General features: G+C 73.3%; 3 protein-coding genes. All 3 read left to right on the forward strand.

What is annotated here, in order from left to right:
- Positions 1–2 precede the first annotated feature (2 nt).
- A complete protein-coding gene (locus ACI2L1_RS03005; protein WP_404737558.1) occupies positions 3–16,394 on the forward strand; it encodes an amino acid adenylation domain-containing protein in 16,392 nt (5,463 codons plus the stop codon).
- A gap of 194 nt (positions 16,395–16,588) precedes the next feature.
- A complete protein-coding gene (locus tag ACI2L1_RS03010) occupies positions 16,589–16,798 on the forward strand; it encodes an MbtH family protein (RefSeq protein ID WP_404737559.1) in 210 nt (69 codons plus the stop codon).
- 32 nt (positions 16,799–16,830) lie between these two features.
- A complete protein-coding gene (locus ACI2L1_RS03015; RefSeq protein ID WP_404737560.1) occupies positions 16,831–17,832 on the forward strand; it encodes a TauD/TfdA family dioxygenase in 1,002 nt (333 codons plus the stop codon).
- Positions 17,833–17,848: the final 16 nt, after the last annotated feature.

Below are 17,848 nucleotides of genomic sequence, written 5' to 3' on the forward strand. Positions count from 1 at the left end.
CGATGAACACCGCGCTCCCGCTCACGGCGGCCCAGCAAGGGGTATGGGTCGCCCAGCGCCTCGCCACCGACAGCCCCCTCTACACCTGCGGCATCTACTACGACATCCCCGGGCCCGTGGACCGCGCCCTGCTGACCCGGGCCGTCGAGCGGGCCGTGGCCGAGACCGAGGCCCTGCGAGTCCGCTTCCACGACGACGGGGACACGGTCCGGCAGACGCTCGACCCGTCCGTCACGGGGGAGTTGGAGTACCACGACCTGAGCGGCGAGGCCGACCCGGCCGGCGCCGCCCGAGCCTGGATCGACACCGATCAGGCCCGCCCCGTCCCGCTCACCGGCGACCGCCTGTTCCGGCACACCCTGTTGAGGCTCGGACCCGACCGGCACTGGTTCCACTTCCGCTACCACCACATCCTCCTCGACGGCTACGGACAGGTCCTGCACTGCCGTCGCCTGCTGGAGATCCACACGGCCCTGGCCGCCGGCGAGCAGCCGCCCGCGAGCGGCTTCGGCACCCTGAGCGAGGTACTGGCCGAGGAGCACGCCTACCTGGGCTCGGCCCGTCATGAGCGCGACGGGGCCTACTGGCGGCGGGAGTTCGCCGACCTGCCGGAGTCCACCGAACTCGGCTCCGGAGCCACGGGACTCGCCCCCAGCCTGCCCGGCGCGCGGCTGCGCCTGCCGGAGGACACTTCCTCGCGCGTGCGGGGTCTCGGCGGCTCCCGCTGGTCCCTGCCGGTGATCGCCGCCATGGCCGCGCACACCCACCGGGTCACCGGCGCCCACGACGTCCTCGTCCGTGTGTTCATGGCCGCCCGGCTCAGCCCGCACGCCCTGGCGACACCCGCCATGCTCGTCAACGACGTCCCGCTGCGGATCCCCGTCGACGGCTCGACGACCTTCACCGAACTCCTCGACCGCGTCGCCGCCCGCCTGGCCGAGGCGACCCGCCATCAGCGTCACCCGCACGACGAACTCCGCCGAGACCTCGCCGCCACGGCCCACCCCGGCACCCTGAACGGCCCCTCCCTGAACGTCCTCACCTTCGCCGCCGCCCGCCTGCCCTTCGGACCGGTCCAGGCCGAGGCACACCAGCTGGCCTCAGGACCGGTACGCGACCTCGCCCTGCACGCCTACGGCGACCCCGAAGCCGGCGACGGCATCGAACTCACCGTCAACGCCCACCCCGGCCGCTTCACCCCTGACACGGCCGCCGCCCACCGCGACCGCTACGCCCGCCTCCTCACCACCGCCACCGAGCACCCCGACCGGCCCATCGGCGCCCTCGACCTGCTCGCCGACGCGGAGCGGGAGCGCTTCCACGCCCACAACACCACCGACCGGGCGACCGACCCGCGTTCGCTCGTGGAGCTGTTCGAGGCGCAGGACCCGGCCGCGGAGGCCGTCGTCTTCGAGGGCGAGCGGCTGACGTACGGCGAACTGGGCGCCCGCGTGAACCGCCTCGCGCACGCCCTGCGCGCACGCGGCGTGGGGCCGGAGTCGCGGGTCGCCGTGCGACTGCCGCGCTCGCTCGACCTGATCGTCGCGCTGTGGGCGGTGTTGAAGACCGGCGCCGCCTACGTGCCGGTCGAGACCGGCTACCCGGCCGAGCGGATCGCCTACGTCCTCGCCGACGCCCGCGTGTTGTTCGTGCTCGACGAGGAGAACGTACGGGTCCTCGGCGACGGCGAGCCCGACACGCACCCCGGCGTCGTCCCGCGGGGGGACCACGCCGCCTACGTCATCCACACCTCCGGCACCACCGGCCGCCCCAAGGGCACGGTCGTCACCCACGCCGGTATCGGCAACATGCTGGCCTGGATGCAGGACGAGTACCGGCTCACCCCGGGCGACCGGGTCGTGCACAAGACGCCGGTCGGGTTCGACGTGTCGGTGTGGGAGGTCTTCTGGACCCTCACCCGCGGCGCGACCCTCGTCGTCGCCCGCCCCGACGGCCACCGCGACCCCGCGTACCTCGCCCGCCTGGTCCGCGACGAACAGGTCACCGTCATCCACTTCGTCCCGGCGATGCTCGGCCCGTTCCTCGACGAGTACGTGCCCACTCCGTCGCTGCGCATGGTCAGCTGCGGCGGCGAGGCCCTGCCCGACGGGCTCGCCGACCGCTTCCACCGCGAGTGCGGCGCGCGGCTGCACAACTCCTACGGGCCGACCGAGTTCTCGGTGACCGCCACCTCCCACGCCTGTGCGCCCGGAGTGCCCGTCACCATCGGCACGCCCACCCACAACTCCCGTGCCTACGTGCTCGATCCGGCCCTCCAGCCGGTCCCGGACGGTGTCACCGGCGAGCTGTACCTCGCGGGCGTCCAGCTCGCCCGTGGCTACTTCGACCGTCCCGGCGTGACCGCCGAGCGGTTCGTGGCCGACCCGTACGGCCCGGCCGGCGCCCGCATGTACCGCACCGGTGACCTGGTGCGCCGCCGGGCCGAGGGGGGCCTGGAGTTCGTCGGCCGCGCCGACGATCAGGTCAAGATCAACGGACAGCGCGTCGAACCCGCCGAGGTCGAGGCCGTGTTGGCGTCGGTGCCCGGCGTGGAGCAGGCCGTGGTCCTCGTCCACGACTCCGCCGCGGGCGCCCGCCGACTCGTCGGCTATGTGACCGGCGCGCCGGAGACCGATCCGCGGACCCACCTCGCCGACCGGCTGCCCGCGCACATGGTGCCCGTGAGGGTGCTCGTCCTGCCGTCGATCCCGGTGACCCCCAACGGCAAGGTCGACCGCCGCGCCCTGCCCGCCCCGGACCTCCCGGCCGGCGGACGCGCACCGGGGACCATCACCGAACGCACGCTGCACACCCTCGCGGCGGACCTGCTCGGCCGGCCCGAACTGGGCGTGGACGACAACCTGTTCGCCCTCGGCGCGGACAGCATCCACGCCATCCAGCTCGTCAGCCGGGCCCGCCGCCAGGGCCTCCGTCTCACCCCTCAGGACGTCTTCGACCACCCGACCGTCGCCCGGCTCGCCACGGCCGCCGCGACGGCACCGGCGACCTCGCCCACCGTGCACGTCGAGGACGACCCGGTCGGCGACCTCCCCGAGACACCGATGGCCCGGCGCCTGGCCGAACGCGGCGGCCCCACCGAGGGATTCGCCCAGTCGCTCCTCCTCGCCGCCCGGCCGGGACTGTCGTACGACAACCTGACCGCCGCCCTCCAGAAGCTGCTCGACCGCCATGACGCCCTGCGCATGCGAGGCCGCCGCATTCGGCCCGTGGGCGCCGTACGGGCCGAGGACTGCCTGACCCGCGCCGAGGACGAGGACGTTCCGGGGCAGAAGGAGGCCGCCCGGCGTGCGCTGTCGCCCGAGGACGGGGTGATGGTGCGGGCCGTGTGGTTCGAGTCCGGGCAACTGCTGCTCGTACTCCACCACCTGGTCGTCGACGGAGTGTCCTGGCGCATCCTCCTGACCGACCTCGCCGAGGCGCTCGCCGACGGCGAACCGTCCCCGCCCGGGACCTCCCTGCGCCGCTGGGCCCACCACCTCGCCACCGCCCCGGACGACGAACTCCCGCTGTGGAAAGACCTGTTGGCCATCACCGAGCCCGTCCTCGGCACCCGCCCCCTCGACGCCGCCCGGGACGTACACGGCACCGCCCGCTCGATCACCGTCACCCTCCCGGCCGAGCTCACCGCCACCCTGCTGACCACCCTGCCCGCCGCCTACCGGGCGACCCCGGACGACATCCTGCTCGCCGCGCTCTCGGCCGCCGTACAGCGCCACCGGGGCGAAGGACCCGTCCTGGTCGACCTGGAGGGCCACGGGCGCGACCACCTGCCCGACGGGATGGACCTGTCCACCACCGTCGGCTGGTTCACCCGTATCCACCCGGTACGCCTCGGCGCCGGCACCCGGACCGACGCCGCCCTGATCAAGCGCACCAAGGAGGAACTGCGCGCCGTCCCGCACGGCGGCCGCGGCCACGACCTGCTGCGCGACCACCTCGCCGGACTGCCCACGCCCCAGATCTCCTTCAACTACCTGGGCCGGCTGGACGCACAGGATCTCGGCGGCTGGCACCTCGCCGAGGCGGAGACGGCCGTCGAACTGCTCGCCGACGACCGCCTCGCCCTCACCCACGCCGTCCAGATCGACGCCTACGTCCGAAACGGCGCGCTCACCGCCGAGTGGACCTACCCCGCGGGCGTCCTCACGGAGGACGACGTGCGCGCCCTCGCCGAGGCATGGACCGGAGCCCTGACCGAGCTCTCCGCGCACACCCGCGGCGGGCTCACCGTCTCGGACGTGCCCCTCGTGCGGATCACCCAGGAGGAACTGGACCGGTTCCGCGGCGCAACCGACGTCCTGCCGCTCTCCCCGCTCCAGGAGGGACTGCTCTTCCTCGCGCTGTACGAGCCCGACGACCCGTACGTCGGCCAGCTCGTCCTGGAGATCGACGGCGGCTTCGACCCGGAGCGGATGCGGGCGGCCGCCACCGCCCTGCTGTACCGCCACCCCAACCTGCGCGCCGCGTTCCGCAGCCGCTCGGCGGGCGCTCCCGTGCAGGTGATCCCCGCCGACGTCAAGGTCGGCTGGGAGGTACGCGACGAGGACGACCTGGAGGCGTTCCTCGCCCGCGACCGGGCCCGCGGCTGCAGCGTGGTCCGGCCGCCCCTGCTGCGGTTCACCGTGCTCGGCGACCGCCTGGTGCTGACCCACCACCACCTGCTGCTCGACGGCTGGTCCCTGCCGCTCCTGGTACGCGACCTGTTCACCCTGTACGGCGGCGCCGAACTGCCCCCGGCCACCCCGTACCGCGACTACCTGGCCTGGCTCGGCCGACAGGACCACGAGGCCTCCGCCGAGGTGTGGCGCCGACAGCTCGCCGGCCTCGCCGCACCCACCCTGCTCGCCCCCGCCCACCGCACCTCCGACGCGCACGACGTCCACGAACTCGTCCTGCCCGAGACACTGACCGGCGCCCTCACGGCCACGGCCCGTACCCACCGGCTGACCGTCAACACCGTCGTGCAGGGCCTGTGGGGCCTGCTGCTGAGCGCCTTCACCGGCCGCGACGACGTGGTGTTCGGCGCGACCGTCTCAGGGCGCCCGCCCGAGCTGCCCGGTGCGGAGTCGATGGTCGGACTGTTCGTCAACACCCTCCCGGTCCGGGTCCGCGTCGACCGCGACGAGTCACTGGCCGCGCTGTTGGCCCGGCTCCAGCGCGAGCAGCAGTCCCTCCACCCCCACCAGCACGCCTCCCTCGCGGAGATGACCCGCGCCACCGGCTTCGACGCCCTCTTCGACACCGTCGTCGCCTTCGAGAACTACCCGATGAACGAGGGCATCGCGGCCGGCGGCCTGCGACTCGCCCACGCCGACCTCGTCGAACGCACCCACTACCCGGTCAGCCTGTCCGTCTTCCCGGAGCAGCGGCTGCGGTTGAGGTTCTCGTACCTCGCCGGTGCCTTCGGCGCGGCGGCCGTCGCCCGGCTCGCCGACCTCCTGGCGGAACTGATCGGCGGCGCGGCGGACGGACTCGACACCCCGGCCGGTGAGGTGGCGGCGGTGAGCGAGGAGGACCGGCTGCTCGTCACCGGCGTCCGTACGGCCGACGCTCCCACGAAGACCGCCCCCACCGTCAGGGGCGGCGAACCCCGCTCGGCCGAGGAGCGGACGCTGTGCGCGATCGTCGCCGACGTCCTCGGCGTCGAACGGGTCGGGGTGGACGACGAGTTCTTCGCACTCGGCGGCACCTCGATCCTGATGATCCGTCTGGTGCACCGGGTGCGCGACGAGTTCGGCGTCGACCTGTCCCTGCGGGACCTGTTCGCCGCCCCGACCGTCGCGGGCGTCGCCGAACGCCTGACCGGGCTCTCCCCGCAGGCCAAGCGCATCACGGCGGAGGAGCGGCCCGGCCGCATCCCGCTGTCGTTCGCCCAGGAACGCATGTGGTTCCTCCAGCGGCTCCAGGGCAGCTCCGGGACGTACAACATCCCCCTCCAGATCCGGCTGACCGGCCCCCTCGACACCGACGCCCTCGCCGGCGCGCTGGCCGACCTCGTCGCCCGCCACGAGGCGCTGCGCACGGTCTACCCGGAGGACGCCGACGGTCCGCACCAGGTCGTCCTGCCGCCCTGGACGCCGTACACCACGGAGTGCGTCCGCGATCCCGCCCCCGACCTCGCCGCCGACGCCGCTCGCCCGTTCGACCTGACCCGGGACGTGCCCCTGCGGACGACGCTGTACGAGACCGGGCCCGACACCCACGTCCTGCTGCTGGTCGTGCACCACATCGCGGCGGACGGCGCCTCGCTGCGCCCGATGGCCGAGGACATCACGACCGCCTACCGCGCCCGGACCACCGGCGGGGAACCGGCGTTCTCCGAACTGGCGGTCCAGTACCCGGACTTCGCGACCTGGCAGCGCGAGACGCTCGCCGCGGACCTGCCCCGCCAGATCGACCACTGGAAGCAGCACCTCGACGGCCTCCCGCCCGAGGTCACCTTCCCCGGCGACCGGCCCCGCCCGGCGGTCGCCACCCACCGCGGCGACCACGTGGAGTTCCCCGTCCGCCCGGAGCTCTACCAGCGGATGCTGGATCTGGCCGGCCGGACCCGCAGCACTCCGTTCATGATCCTCCAGGCCGCCGTGTCACTGCTGCTCACCCGGCTCGGCGCGGGCGAGGACATCCCGCTCGGTGGCGTGATCGCCGATCGGCCCGACTCGGTGCTCGACGACGTGGTCGGCGTCTTCATCAACACCCTCGTCTACCGCATGGACACCTCCGGCGACCCCAGCTTCGAGGAGCTGCTCGTCCGCGTCCGGGAGACCGGCCTCGCCGCCTACGCCCACCAGGGCGTCCCGTTCGAACGCCTGGTGGAGGAGCTGAACCCGGAGCGCTCCCGCTCCCGGCACGCCTTCTTCCAGGTGATGCTGGCCTGGCTGGACCTGCGCGAGGCCCACTTCGACCTGCCCGGCATCACCGCCGACCCCGGCCCGGTGACCAGCGGCACCGCCAAGTTCGACGTGCACTTCGACTGCCACGTCCACGAGGACGGCGGACTGCTGTGCCGCCTGGAGTACGCCACCGACCTGTACGACCGGCGTACGGCGGAGAGCTTCGCCGCCCGGTTCGTCCGCATCCTGGAGCACGTCACCACCGACCCCAGGCAGCGGCTGTCCGAGGTGGACGTGCTCGGCGCCGACGACCGCGCCCTGGTGCTCGCCGGCTGGAACGACACCGCCGTGGCGTTCGACGGCGAGGGCTCGGCGGTCGAGCTGTTCGAGGCACACGCGCTGCGCGACCCGGACGCCGAGGCGATCCGCTTCGAGGGCGAGCGCGTCACCTACGGCGAGTTCAACACCCGGGTGAACCGGCTTGCACACGCCCTGCGCGAGCGGGGTGTCGGCCCCGAGTCACGGGTCGCCGTGATGCTGCCGCGCTCGGTCGACCTGATGGTGGCCCTGTGGGCGGTCCTCAAGTCGGGCGCCGCGTACGTGCCGATCGACACCGGCTACCCGGCCGACCGGATCGCGTACATCCTCACCGACTCCGGCGCCCGGCTGCTGATCTCCGACCGGGACGCGGACGGCTTCGAGCGGATCGCACCCGACGCCGCGGGGGCCGCGGAGAACCCGGAGGTGACGGCCCACGGCGACAACGCCGCGTACGTCATCTACACCTCGGGCTCCACCGGCCGCCCCAAGGGCACGGTCAACACGTACGCGGGCATGGCGAACCGCCTGTGGTGGATGCAGCGCGACCACCAACTCGCCGCAGGTGAGCGGGTGTTGCAGTCCACCCCGGTCAGCTTCGACGTGTCGGTGTGGGAGGTCTTCTGGACTCTGATGTACGGCGGCACCCTCGTCGTGGCCCGGCCCGACGGCCATCGCGACCCGCTCTACCTGGAGCGGCTGATGCGCGAGGAGTCCGTCGCGGTCGTCCACCTCAGCGCGTCCATGCTCGGCGCCTACCTGGCGGAGACCCTGCTGCCGGACTCCGTCCGCCTGGTCGTCTCCGGCGACGAGGCCCTGCCCGCCGAGCTGGTCCGCCGCTTCCACGACGACTCCAGCGCCGTGCTCCTCAACGCCTACGGCCCGACCGAGGCCGCCGTCGACGTCACCGCCTGGGCCGCGCCGCCCGACACCGAGACCGTGCTGATCGGCGGGCCCATCGCCAACACCCGCGCGTACGTGCTCGACGCGACGCTGGCACCGGTCGCCCCCGGAGTGCCCGGCGAGCTGTACGTCGAAGGCGTCCAGCTCGCCCGCGGCTACCTCGACCGGCCCGCCCTGACCGCCGAACGGTTCGTCGCCAGCCCCTACGGCCCGCCCGGATCCCGCATGTACCGCACGGGTGACGTCGCACGCTGGACGGCGGACGGCGAGCTGGAGTACCTGGGCCGCGCCGACAACCAGGTCAAGCTGCGCGGCTTCCGGGTCGAACTCGGCGAGATCGAGGACGCGTTGGCCGACCACCCGGCCGTCGCACAGGCCGCCGCCGCCGTGCACGGCCAGTGGCTCGTCGGGTACGTCGTCCTCGCCGACCCCGGTACCCCGGTGGACACCGACGACGTACGCGACCGCCTCGCCGCCCGACTGCCCGAGTACATGGTCCCGGCCCAGATCATCACCCTCGACGTGCTGCCGCTCACCCCGAACGGCAAGCTCGACCGCAAGGCCCTGCCCGCCCCCGACGTCACGCACACCGCCGGACGCGGACCGCGCACCCCGCAGGAGGAGATCCTGTGCGGGCTGTTCGCCGCGGTGCTCGGTCTCCCCGAGGTCTCGATCGACGACGACTTCTTCTCGCTCGGCGGTCACTCCCTGCTGGTCACCCGGCTGGCGAGCCGTATCCGCGCCGCCCTCGACGTCGACATCGAGCTGTCGGTGCTGTTCGAGGCGACGACCGTGGCGAAGCTCGCCACCCGGCTCACCGGGAGCGGACCGCGCCGTGCCGGCATCACCGCGCAGCCGCGCGAGGGGCGCCTGCCGCTGTCGTACTCCCAGGAACGGCTGTGGTTCCTGCACCGCTTCGAGGGCCCGTCCCCGACGTACAACCTGCCGGTCGCGCTGCGGCTGACCGGCGATCTCGACGTGCCCGCGCTCACCGCCGCCCTGGACGACCTGACGTTACGGCACGAGGCCCTGCGCACGGTCTTCGCCGAGGACGCGGACGGCCCGCACCAGATCATCCTGCCGTCGGTGGCGCCGCTGACCGTGGTGAGCGTCGACGAGGGGGCGCTCGCCGCACACCTGGCCGACGCCGTCCGTACGCCGTTCGACCTCACCGCCCAACGCCCGCTGCGGGCCACCCTGTTCGACCTCGGCGCCGGCGAGCACGTGCTGCTCCTCGTCCTGCACCACATCGCCGGCGACGGCGCCTCCATGGCCCCGCTCGCCCGCGACCTCGCCACCGCCTACGCGGCCCGGACCCGGGGCGAAGAACCCGGCTGGACCCAACTGCCCGTCCAGTACGCCGACTTCGCGGTGTGGCAGCGGCGGGCGCTGGGTGAGGCCGACGATCCGGACAGCGCGCTGTCCCGGCAGCTCGACCACTGGCGCGGGACGCTCACCGGGCTGCCCGAGCAGATGGAGCTGCCCTTCGACCGGCCCCGGCCCGCCGTGCCCACCCACCGCGGCGACACCGTGCCCCTCGCCGTCGCACCCGAGGTGCACGAGGCCCTGGTCCGGCTCGCCCGGGAGCACCACACGACCGTCTTCATGGTCGTGCACGCCGCTCTGGCCACCCTGCTGCACCGGCTCGGCGCGGGCGACGACATCGTCATCGGCTCACCCGTCGCCAACCGCACGGACGACGCCCTCACACCCCTCGTCGGCTTCTTCGCCAACAACCTCGTGCTGCGCACCGACCTGACCGGCGACCCCGACTTCACCGAGGTGCTGCGCCGGGTGCGGGCCGCCGACCTGGCCGCCTACGCCCACCAGGACGTGCCGTTCGAGCGGGTCGTGGAGGCCGTGAACCCGGCCCGCTCCACCGCCCGGCACCCGCTGTTCCAGACCGGCCTGAACTTCAACAACGCCGACCAGCAGGCCGCACTCGACCTTGCCGTCGACCTGCCCGGCCTCACCGCACGGGTCCAGCCAGTCGCCTCGCCCGCCGCCAAGTTCGACCTGTCCTTCTTCCTCACCGAGCGGCCCGAGGGCGGGGTGAGCGGACTCCTGGAGTTCGCCACCGACCTGTTCGACCGCGACTCGGCCGCCCGGATCGCGGAGCGCTTCACCCGGCTGCTCACCGCCGTCGCCGCCGAACCGGGGCGCCCGGTGGGGGAGTTCGACGTCGTGGCTGACGAGGAACGGCGGCTGCTCACCGACTGGAACGCCACAGACCACGAGGTGCCGTCGGCCACCCTCACCGACCTGATCGAGACCCAGGCTGCCCGCACCCCGGACGCCCCGGCCGTCGTCTTCGGCGCGCGCGAGCTGTCGTACGGCGAACTCGACGCCCGCGCCAACCAGTTGGCCCGGCACCTGATCGGCCTGGGCGCCGGTCCGGAGCGGTGTGTCGCCGTACTGATGCCGGTCGGCGAGGACATCCCGGTGACCCTGCTGGCCGCACTGAAGACCGGCGCCGGCTATCTGCCCCTGGACCCGGCCCACCCGGCCGACCGGCTCGCCTTCATGCTGGGCGACATCGCGCCGGCCGCCGTGGTCACGACGGCCGAACTCGCCGACACCGTACGCCCGTTGACGGACGCGGCGATCGTCCTGACCTCCGATCCGGAGATCGACCGGCAGTCGACGGCCCCGGTCACCGACGTGGCACGACGGCCCGAGCACGCCGCGTTCGTCATCTTCACCTCGGGTTCGACCGGGCGGCCCAAGGCCGTCGTCGTCGAGCACCGCTCGCTGGTCGCCTACCTGGCCTGGGCGACCCACGAGTACGAGAGCCTGCGCCGACGCGTCCTGGTGCACTCGCCGGTCTCCTTCGACCTCACCGCCACCGGCATGTTCGGCCCCCTGATCCACGGCGGCACCGTGGAACTGGTGCGCTGGACCGCGAGCGGCCCCGACCCGGACGCCCGCGTCACCCGGCCCGACTTCGTCAAGGCCACCCCCAGCCATCTGCACCTCCTTGGCGTGGTTCCCGAGGAGTACTCGCCTCAGGGCCAACTCGTCCTCGGCGGCGAGTCGTTGCTCGGCGACGTGCTGGACGCCTGGCGCACCCGGCACCCCGGGGTGACCGTCCTCAACGAGTACGGCCCGACCGAGACCACCATCGGCTGCAGCCTGTTCCGCATCGAACCCGGCGACCCCGTCCCGCCCGGCGTCATCACGATCGGCACCCCCGCCTGGAACACCCGGATGTACGTGCTGGACGCGCTGCTGCGCCCGGCGCCCCTCGGCACGGCCGGCGAGCTGTACGTCGCCGGTGACCTGGTCACCCGCGGCTACCACGGCCGCCCCGGGCTGACCGCCGGACGCTTCGTCGCCAACCCGTACGGCTCGCCCGGATCCCGGATGTACCGCACCGGTGACCTGGCCCGCTGGACGGCCGCCGGTCTGCTGGAGTTCGTCAGCCGCGTGGACGACCAGGTCAAGATCCGCGGGTTCCGCATCGAACTCGGCGAGGTGGAGGCCGTTCTGACGGCACAGCCCGGCATCGACGCGGCCGCCGTGGTGGTCCGCGAGGACACCCCCGGCGACAAGCGCCTCGTCGCGTATGTGGTGCCGGAGGCGGATCACCCGGCGGATCCGGTCGCTCTGCGTGCCGCCGCCGCGCGCGCCCTGCCCGACTACATGGTTCCCGCCGCCTTCGTCGTGCTGGAGACCCTGCCCCTGACCGCCAACGGCAAGATCGCCCGCAAGGCGCTGCCCGCACCCGACCTCACCGCAGGGCAGCCGCGCAAGCCGGCCGCCGAGGGCGTCGAGCGGCAGGTCGCCGACGTCTTCGCGGAGGTCCTGGGCGTTCCCGAGGCGGGCGCGGACGACAACTTCTTCCACCTCGGCGGCCACTCGTTGCTGGTCGCCCGCCTGGTCAACCGGATCCGGACCCTGTTCGGCGCGGAGCTGTCCCTGCGGGACGTCTTCGAGAACCCGACCGTCGCCGGGGTCGCCGCGCTGGTCACGGGCTCGGGTGCGGGTTCTGCCCGGCCGCCGCTGGTGCGGCGCGAACGGCCCGAGCGGGTGCCCCTGTCAGCGGCACAGCGGCGGATGTGGTTCCTCGACCGGCTCGACGGCCCGTCGCAGACGTACACCATCCCCGTCGTCCTGCGGATGACCGGCACCCTCGACACGGACGCCCTGCGAGCCGCCTTCGGCGACCTCGTACGGCGGCACGACGTGCTGCGCACGGTGATCGCCGAGGGGCCGGAAGGACCGCACCAGGTCGTCGTCGACACGGAACCGAGCTTCGCCATCCGGTCGTCCGACCCGGCCGGGTTCGACGCCGGGGTGGCGGAGGCCGCCCGACTGCCGTTCGCCCTGGACTCCCAACCGCCCATCCGCGCCGTGCTGTTCACCGACGCGGAGCGGGAACACGTCCTGCTGCTGCTCCTGCACCACATCGCGGCCGACGGCGCGTCCATGCGGCCCCTCGCCGAGGATCTCTCCACGGCCTACGCCGCCCGCCTCACCGGCCGCGCCCCCGACTGGGCCGCGCTGCCCCTCCAGTACGCCGACTACGCGCTGTGGGAGCGCGAACTGCCCGCCGACCGGCTCGACTTCTGGACGCGGGAGCTGGCAGGTATCCCCGACCAGATCGAACTGCCCGCCGACCGGCCCCGACCCGCTGTAGCCTCCCAGCGCGGTGGCACGGTGCCCTTCACGGTGCCGGCCGCACTGCGCGGCCGTATCGACGCGCTGGGCCGGGGCCGGGGGGCCAGCGCCTTCATGGTGCTGCACGCCACGCTCGTCACTCTGCTTCATCGGCTGGGAGCCGGCGACGACATCGTGATCGGAACGCCCGTCGAGGGCCGCCCGGACACGGCGCTCGAAGACCTCGTCGGCCTGTTGGCCAACACGCTGGTCCTGCGTGCCGACACTTCCGGCGCCCCCACCTTCGAGGCACTCCTCGACCGGGTGCGAGCGGCGGACGTGGCGGCGTACGACCACGACGACGTGCCGTTCGAGCAACTGGTCGAGGTCCTCAACCCGGCGCGCTCGCGTTCCCGACACCCGCTGTTCCAGGTCATGCTGACGGTCAATCAGGAAGCGATCGCCCCCGAACTGCCCGGACTTGAGGTGACCGTCGGGGACGTGACCGGCGACCATGCCAAGTTCGACCTGTCGCTGACGCTCGTCGAGAGCGGCGAGGGCGGCTGGTCCGGGTCGGTCGAGTACGCCTCGGACCTGTTCGACCGCGCCACCGCCGAGAGCGTCGCCGCCCGCTATCTGCGCCTGTTGGAGGAGGTGACAGCCGACCCGGCGCGTCCCCTGCACGCCCTCCCCCTGCTCACCCCGGCCGAACGCGAGGACACGCTCGACCGGCGAGGCGGCACCGCCCGGCCGCTCCCGGAGGCGTCGCTGCCGGAGATGTTCGAGGCACAGGTGGCGCGTACTCCGCACGCCGTGGCCGTCGTCTCGGACGGCAAGGATGGTACGGGCGGTACGGAGTTGACGTACGACGAACTGAACCGCCGCGCGGGCCGGCTCGCCCGGCACCTGGTCGCGCTCGGGGCCGGACCGGAGACCGTCGTCGCCGTGGTGCTGCCGCGTCGCCCGGAGGTGGTCGTGGCGCTGCTCGCGGTCCTGAAGACCGGGGCGGCCTATCTGCCGATCGACCCGGCCAACCCGCAGGCGCGGATCGACGCTCTGGTCGCCGACGCGGGCGCCGCGATCGTCCTCGACGAGGACGCCCTCGCCGCCGCCCCGGACACCGGTGCGGACGGTGACCCGGGCGTCCGGGTCCACCCCCGGCAGGCCGCCTACCTGATCTACACCTCCGGATCGACGGGCCGCCCGAAGGGAGTGGTCGTCGAGCACGGCTCGCTCGCCGCCTATCTGAGCGAGGCCGCGGGGATGTACCCGGCCGCCTCGGGCGAGTCCCTGGTCCACACCTCCCTCGCCTTCGACATGCCGGTGACCACGCTGTTCACGCCACTGGTCACCGGCGGCCGGGTGCGGTTCGGGGAACTGGACGAGGACACGCCGACCCCCGACCTGCTCAAGGTCACCCCGAGCCATCTACGGCTGCTGGAGTCGCTGCCCGACCGTGTCAGCGACGCCCGGAACCTGGTCATCGGCGGCGAGGCCCTCGACGGCACCGCCCTCCAGGAGTGGCGAGAGCGGCACCCCAAGGCCGTGGTGATCAACGAGTACGGTCCCACGGAGGCGACCGTCGGCTGTGTCGTCCACCGGCTCGAACCGTACGACGACCTCGGCGCGGGGCCGGTGCCCATCGGCCGCCCCATCGCGGGCGCGCACGTGTACGTGCTCGACGAGCACCTCCAGCCGGTCCCCGACGGGGTGTGGGGCGAGCTGTACCTCGCCGGCACCGGCCTGGCCCGCGGCTACGCCGGGCGGCCCGGCCAGAGTGCCGAACGCTTCGTCGCCGACCCGTACGGCCCGCCCGGCACCCGGATGTACCGGGTGGGCGACCGGGCCCGCTGGAACCGTGCCGGGGTGCTGGAGTACGCCGGGCGCGTCGACGACCAGGTCAAGATCCGGGGTTACCGGATCGAGCCCGGCGAGATCGAGTCGGCGCTGACGGCGCTCGACGGGGTTGCAGGGGCCGCCGTGATCGCGAGGGAGGAGCGCCCGGGCGACGTACGGCTGGTCGCCTACGTCGTGCCCCGTAAGGGGCGCGGGGAACTGCGCCACCAGCCCCCACAGACCCGCAGCGAACGAACTGCCCCTCCAGCGGAGCGCCCCGCGCCGCTCGACGCCGACGACCTGCGGGCCCGGCTCGCCGCGACCCTGCCAGCCCACCTCGTACCGTCCGCGTTCGTCGAGGTCGACGCGATCCCGCTGAACGCCAACGGAAAGCTCGACCGCAGGGCACTGCCCGCCCCGCCGGACACCGCCGCCGGTACCGGCCGACCGCCGCGGACCGAACAGGAGGCCCTGCTGTGCGGGCTGTTCGCCGAGGTGCTGGGGGTGCCTGAGGTCTCCGCCGACGACGACTTCTTCGCGCTGGGCGGTCACTCCCTGCTCGCCACCCGTCTGGCAAACCGGATCGGTGAGGCGCTGGCGGTCCGCTTCAGCCTGTCGGCGCTTCTCGAAGCACCGACCCCGGCGGGACTGGCCCACCACCTCGCGGAAGGCGGCCCGCAGACCGAATCGTGGGTGCCGGATTCGGAAGCCGAGCTGAGTCCCGCTTTGCGCTTCACGTCGGGCACATCCCCCGCAGGCCCCTCCGATGCGCCGCAGGCCGGTGGTCCGCGAGAGATTCTGCTGACAGGGGCCACAGGGTTCGTCGGAGCCTTCCTCCTGGCCGAGCTGCTGCACCGGACCCCGGCGCGGGTGCACTGCCTCGTCCGTGCGCGGACCGACGCCGAGGCGGTCGAACGGTTGACCGGGGCCATGCGGCGCTACGGCATCGACCTCACGCCGACGCCGGACGATCCGCGGCTGAACGTCGTCCGGGGGGATCTGACGGCAGTGGACCTGGGCCTGGACCCCGCGGACTGGGCGGGACTGCGCGAGCGGGTCGACACGATCGTCAACAGCGGCGCACACGTCCATCACCTCTCGCCGTACACCCGGCTGAAACCGGCCAACGTGGAGGGCACCCGAACCCTGCTGCGCCTGGCCGCCGAAGGCCGGCCGAAGGCGTTCCACCACCTCTCCACCCTCGGTGTGTTCGGGCTCGGCCAGGACTCCCGGCTGGTCACGGAGGACTCACCGATCGACGGTGAGAAGCACCCGTTCGGGAACGGGTACGTGGCGAGCAAATGGGTCGCGGACCGGCTGGTGGAGCGTGCCTTCGAGCGGGGGGCCACCGGTGGCATCCACCGGCTCGGCCGTATCTGGGCGCACACCTCGACCGGTGCCGTCAGTGCGGACGACATGTTCTCCCGGCTGCTCACCAGTTGCGCCGCGCTCGGCTGCCATCCGGTCGGACCGGATCTGGAGGAAGCGCTGCTCCCCGTCGACGCCCTGGCCCGCGCCGTCGTGGAGCTGGTCCTGAACGGGACCGGGACCGCCCGTGTGCACCACCTCCACCACCCGCGCAGGGTCGGAGCCGCTGTCTTCATGAGCGGCTATGACCGGATGCGCGGGACGGTCTCCGAAGCGGTTCCGCTCACCGAGTGGCTGCACCGTCTGCGGCGCGCGAGCGAACGGGGACAGGACCTGCCGATCATGCCCTACCAGGCGTATCTCGAAGAGCACGCGAGGAACGCGCCGGACCCGGAGCAGCCGACCCTGCAGTTCGACAACGACAGGACGCTTCAGCGGCTGCGGGACCTGGCGGTCGCGATCCCGGACATCGACGAGGCCGCGATCTCCCGCTATTGGGACTTCGTCGAACGGTGAGGCGAGCCGTGCGGACCGGCCTCGGTGGCCGGGCTGCCTCCGCGCGGGCCTTCCCACGCAGGGCTGCCTCCGCGCGCCCCTTCCCACCTGATGACCGGCCACACCGCCCGGACCACCGGCCGGAACCGTGGCCCAACTCCCCACACCCGGGAGGCGAAGCGCCTCCCGGCTCCCGAAAGGAACACCGACCCGTCATGACGAACCCCTTCGAGAACCCCGACGGCACCTACCGGGTCCTGGCCAACGACGAGGGCCAGCACTCGCTGTGGCCCGACTTCACCGCCGTACCCGCCGGCTGGACCAGCGTCTTCGGCCCGGACAGCCGCACCGCCTGCCTGGAGTACGTCGAACGCGAGTGGACCGACCTGCGCCCCAAGAGCCTTGTCCGGGCCATGGGCGAGTGACGCGGACGCAGCGGACGAAAGGGAACACGCACGTGAGCAGCGTCGACATGACGCAGGCACCGTACGCCCCGGCGAGCGCCGACGGCACAGTGCGGTACGGCCCCCGCACGCTGACCACCCTGGGCCAGGTCACCACGCAGCTGCTGGACCAGGCGGGCGACCGGGTCGACGACCCCGCCTGGGTGGCCCTCGCCCGGCACGCCTGGGAGGACGCCCCCGCCGAAATACGGCGCACCGTGAGGGAGTTCCGCAGGTATTCCGGCCCCGACGGCGCCCTCGTCCTCCGGAGTCTCCCCATCGGTGCCGCGCACCTGCCGCCGACCCCGATGGTGAAGGGCTCGGTCCAGCACGGCCCGTCCCTGCCCGCGGCGACGCTGCTGCTGTTCGCGGCCGGGCTCGGCGACCCGGCCGCGTTCGCGGCGGAGAAGTCCGGCGCCCTCGTTCAGGACGTGGTGCCGGTGCCCGGCCAGGAGACGGTCCAGGGCAACGTCGGCTCGGTCGAACTCACCTTCCACACCGAGAACGCCTTCCACCCCCACCGCCCCGACTACGTCATGCTGCTGTGCCTGCGCCCCGACCACGAGGGCACGGCCGAACTGCGCACCAGCTGCGCCCGACGCGTCCTGCCGCTGCTGACCCCCGGCACCCGGGAGGCGCTCGGCAGGCCCGAGTACGTCACCGAGGCGCCACCGTCCTTCGGCCCGGCCGGCGAAGGCACCGCGCATGCCGTGCTCACCGGCGACCCGGACGACCCCGACTGGTGCTTCGACGAGGCGGCCACCAAGGGTGTGACGCCCGAGGGCCGGGCCGCCCTCGCCGAACTCGCCGAGGTGGCGCACCGCACGTACACCGGGGTGCTGCTGCGCCCCGGCGACCTCGCCGTCGTCGACAACCGGATCACCCTGCACGGCCGTTCGGCGTTCACCCCGCGCTACGACGGCCGCGACCGCTGGCTCCAGCGGACCTTCGCCTTCAGCGACCTGCGCCGTTCCCGCGACCACCGTCCCGGTGACGGAACGGTGCTGGTCAAGTGATCCCTCAAATGACGTC

It is taken from the genome of Streptomyces sp. NPDC019531 (genome assembly GCF_044903305.1).
Classification (GTDB): domain Bacteria; phylum Actinomycetota; class Actinomycetes; order Streptomycetales; family Streptomycetaceae; genus Streptomyces.

Excerpts from the sequence above, each read along its gene's own strand:
- ACI2L1_RS03005 (WP_404737558.1), top strand. The coding sequence starts at position 3 with ATGAACACCGCGCTCCCGCTCACGGCGGCCCAGCAAGGGGTATGGGTC.
- ACI2L1_RS03010 (WP_404737559.1), top strand. The coding sequence starts at position 16,589 with ATGACGAACCCCTTCGAGAACCCCGACGGCACCTACCGGGTCCTGGCC.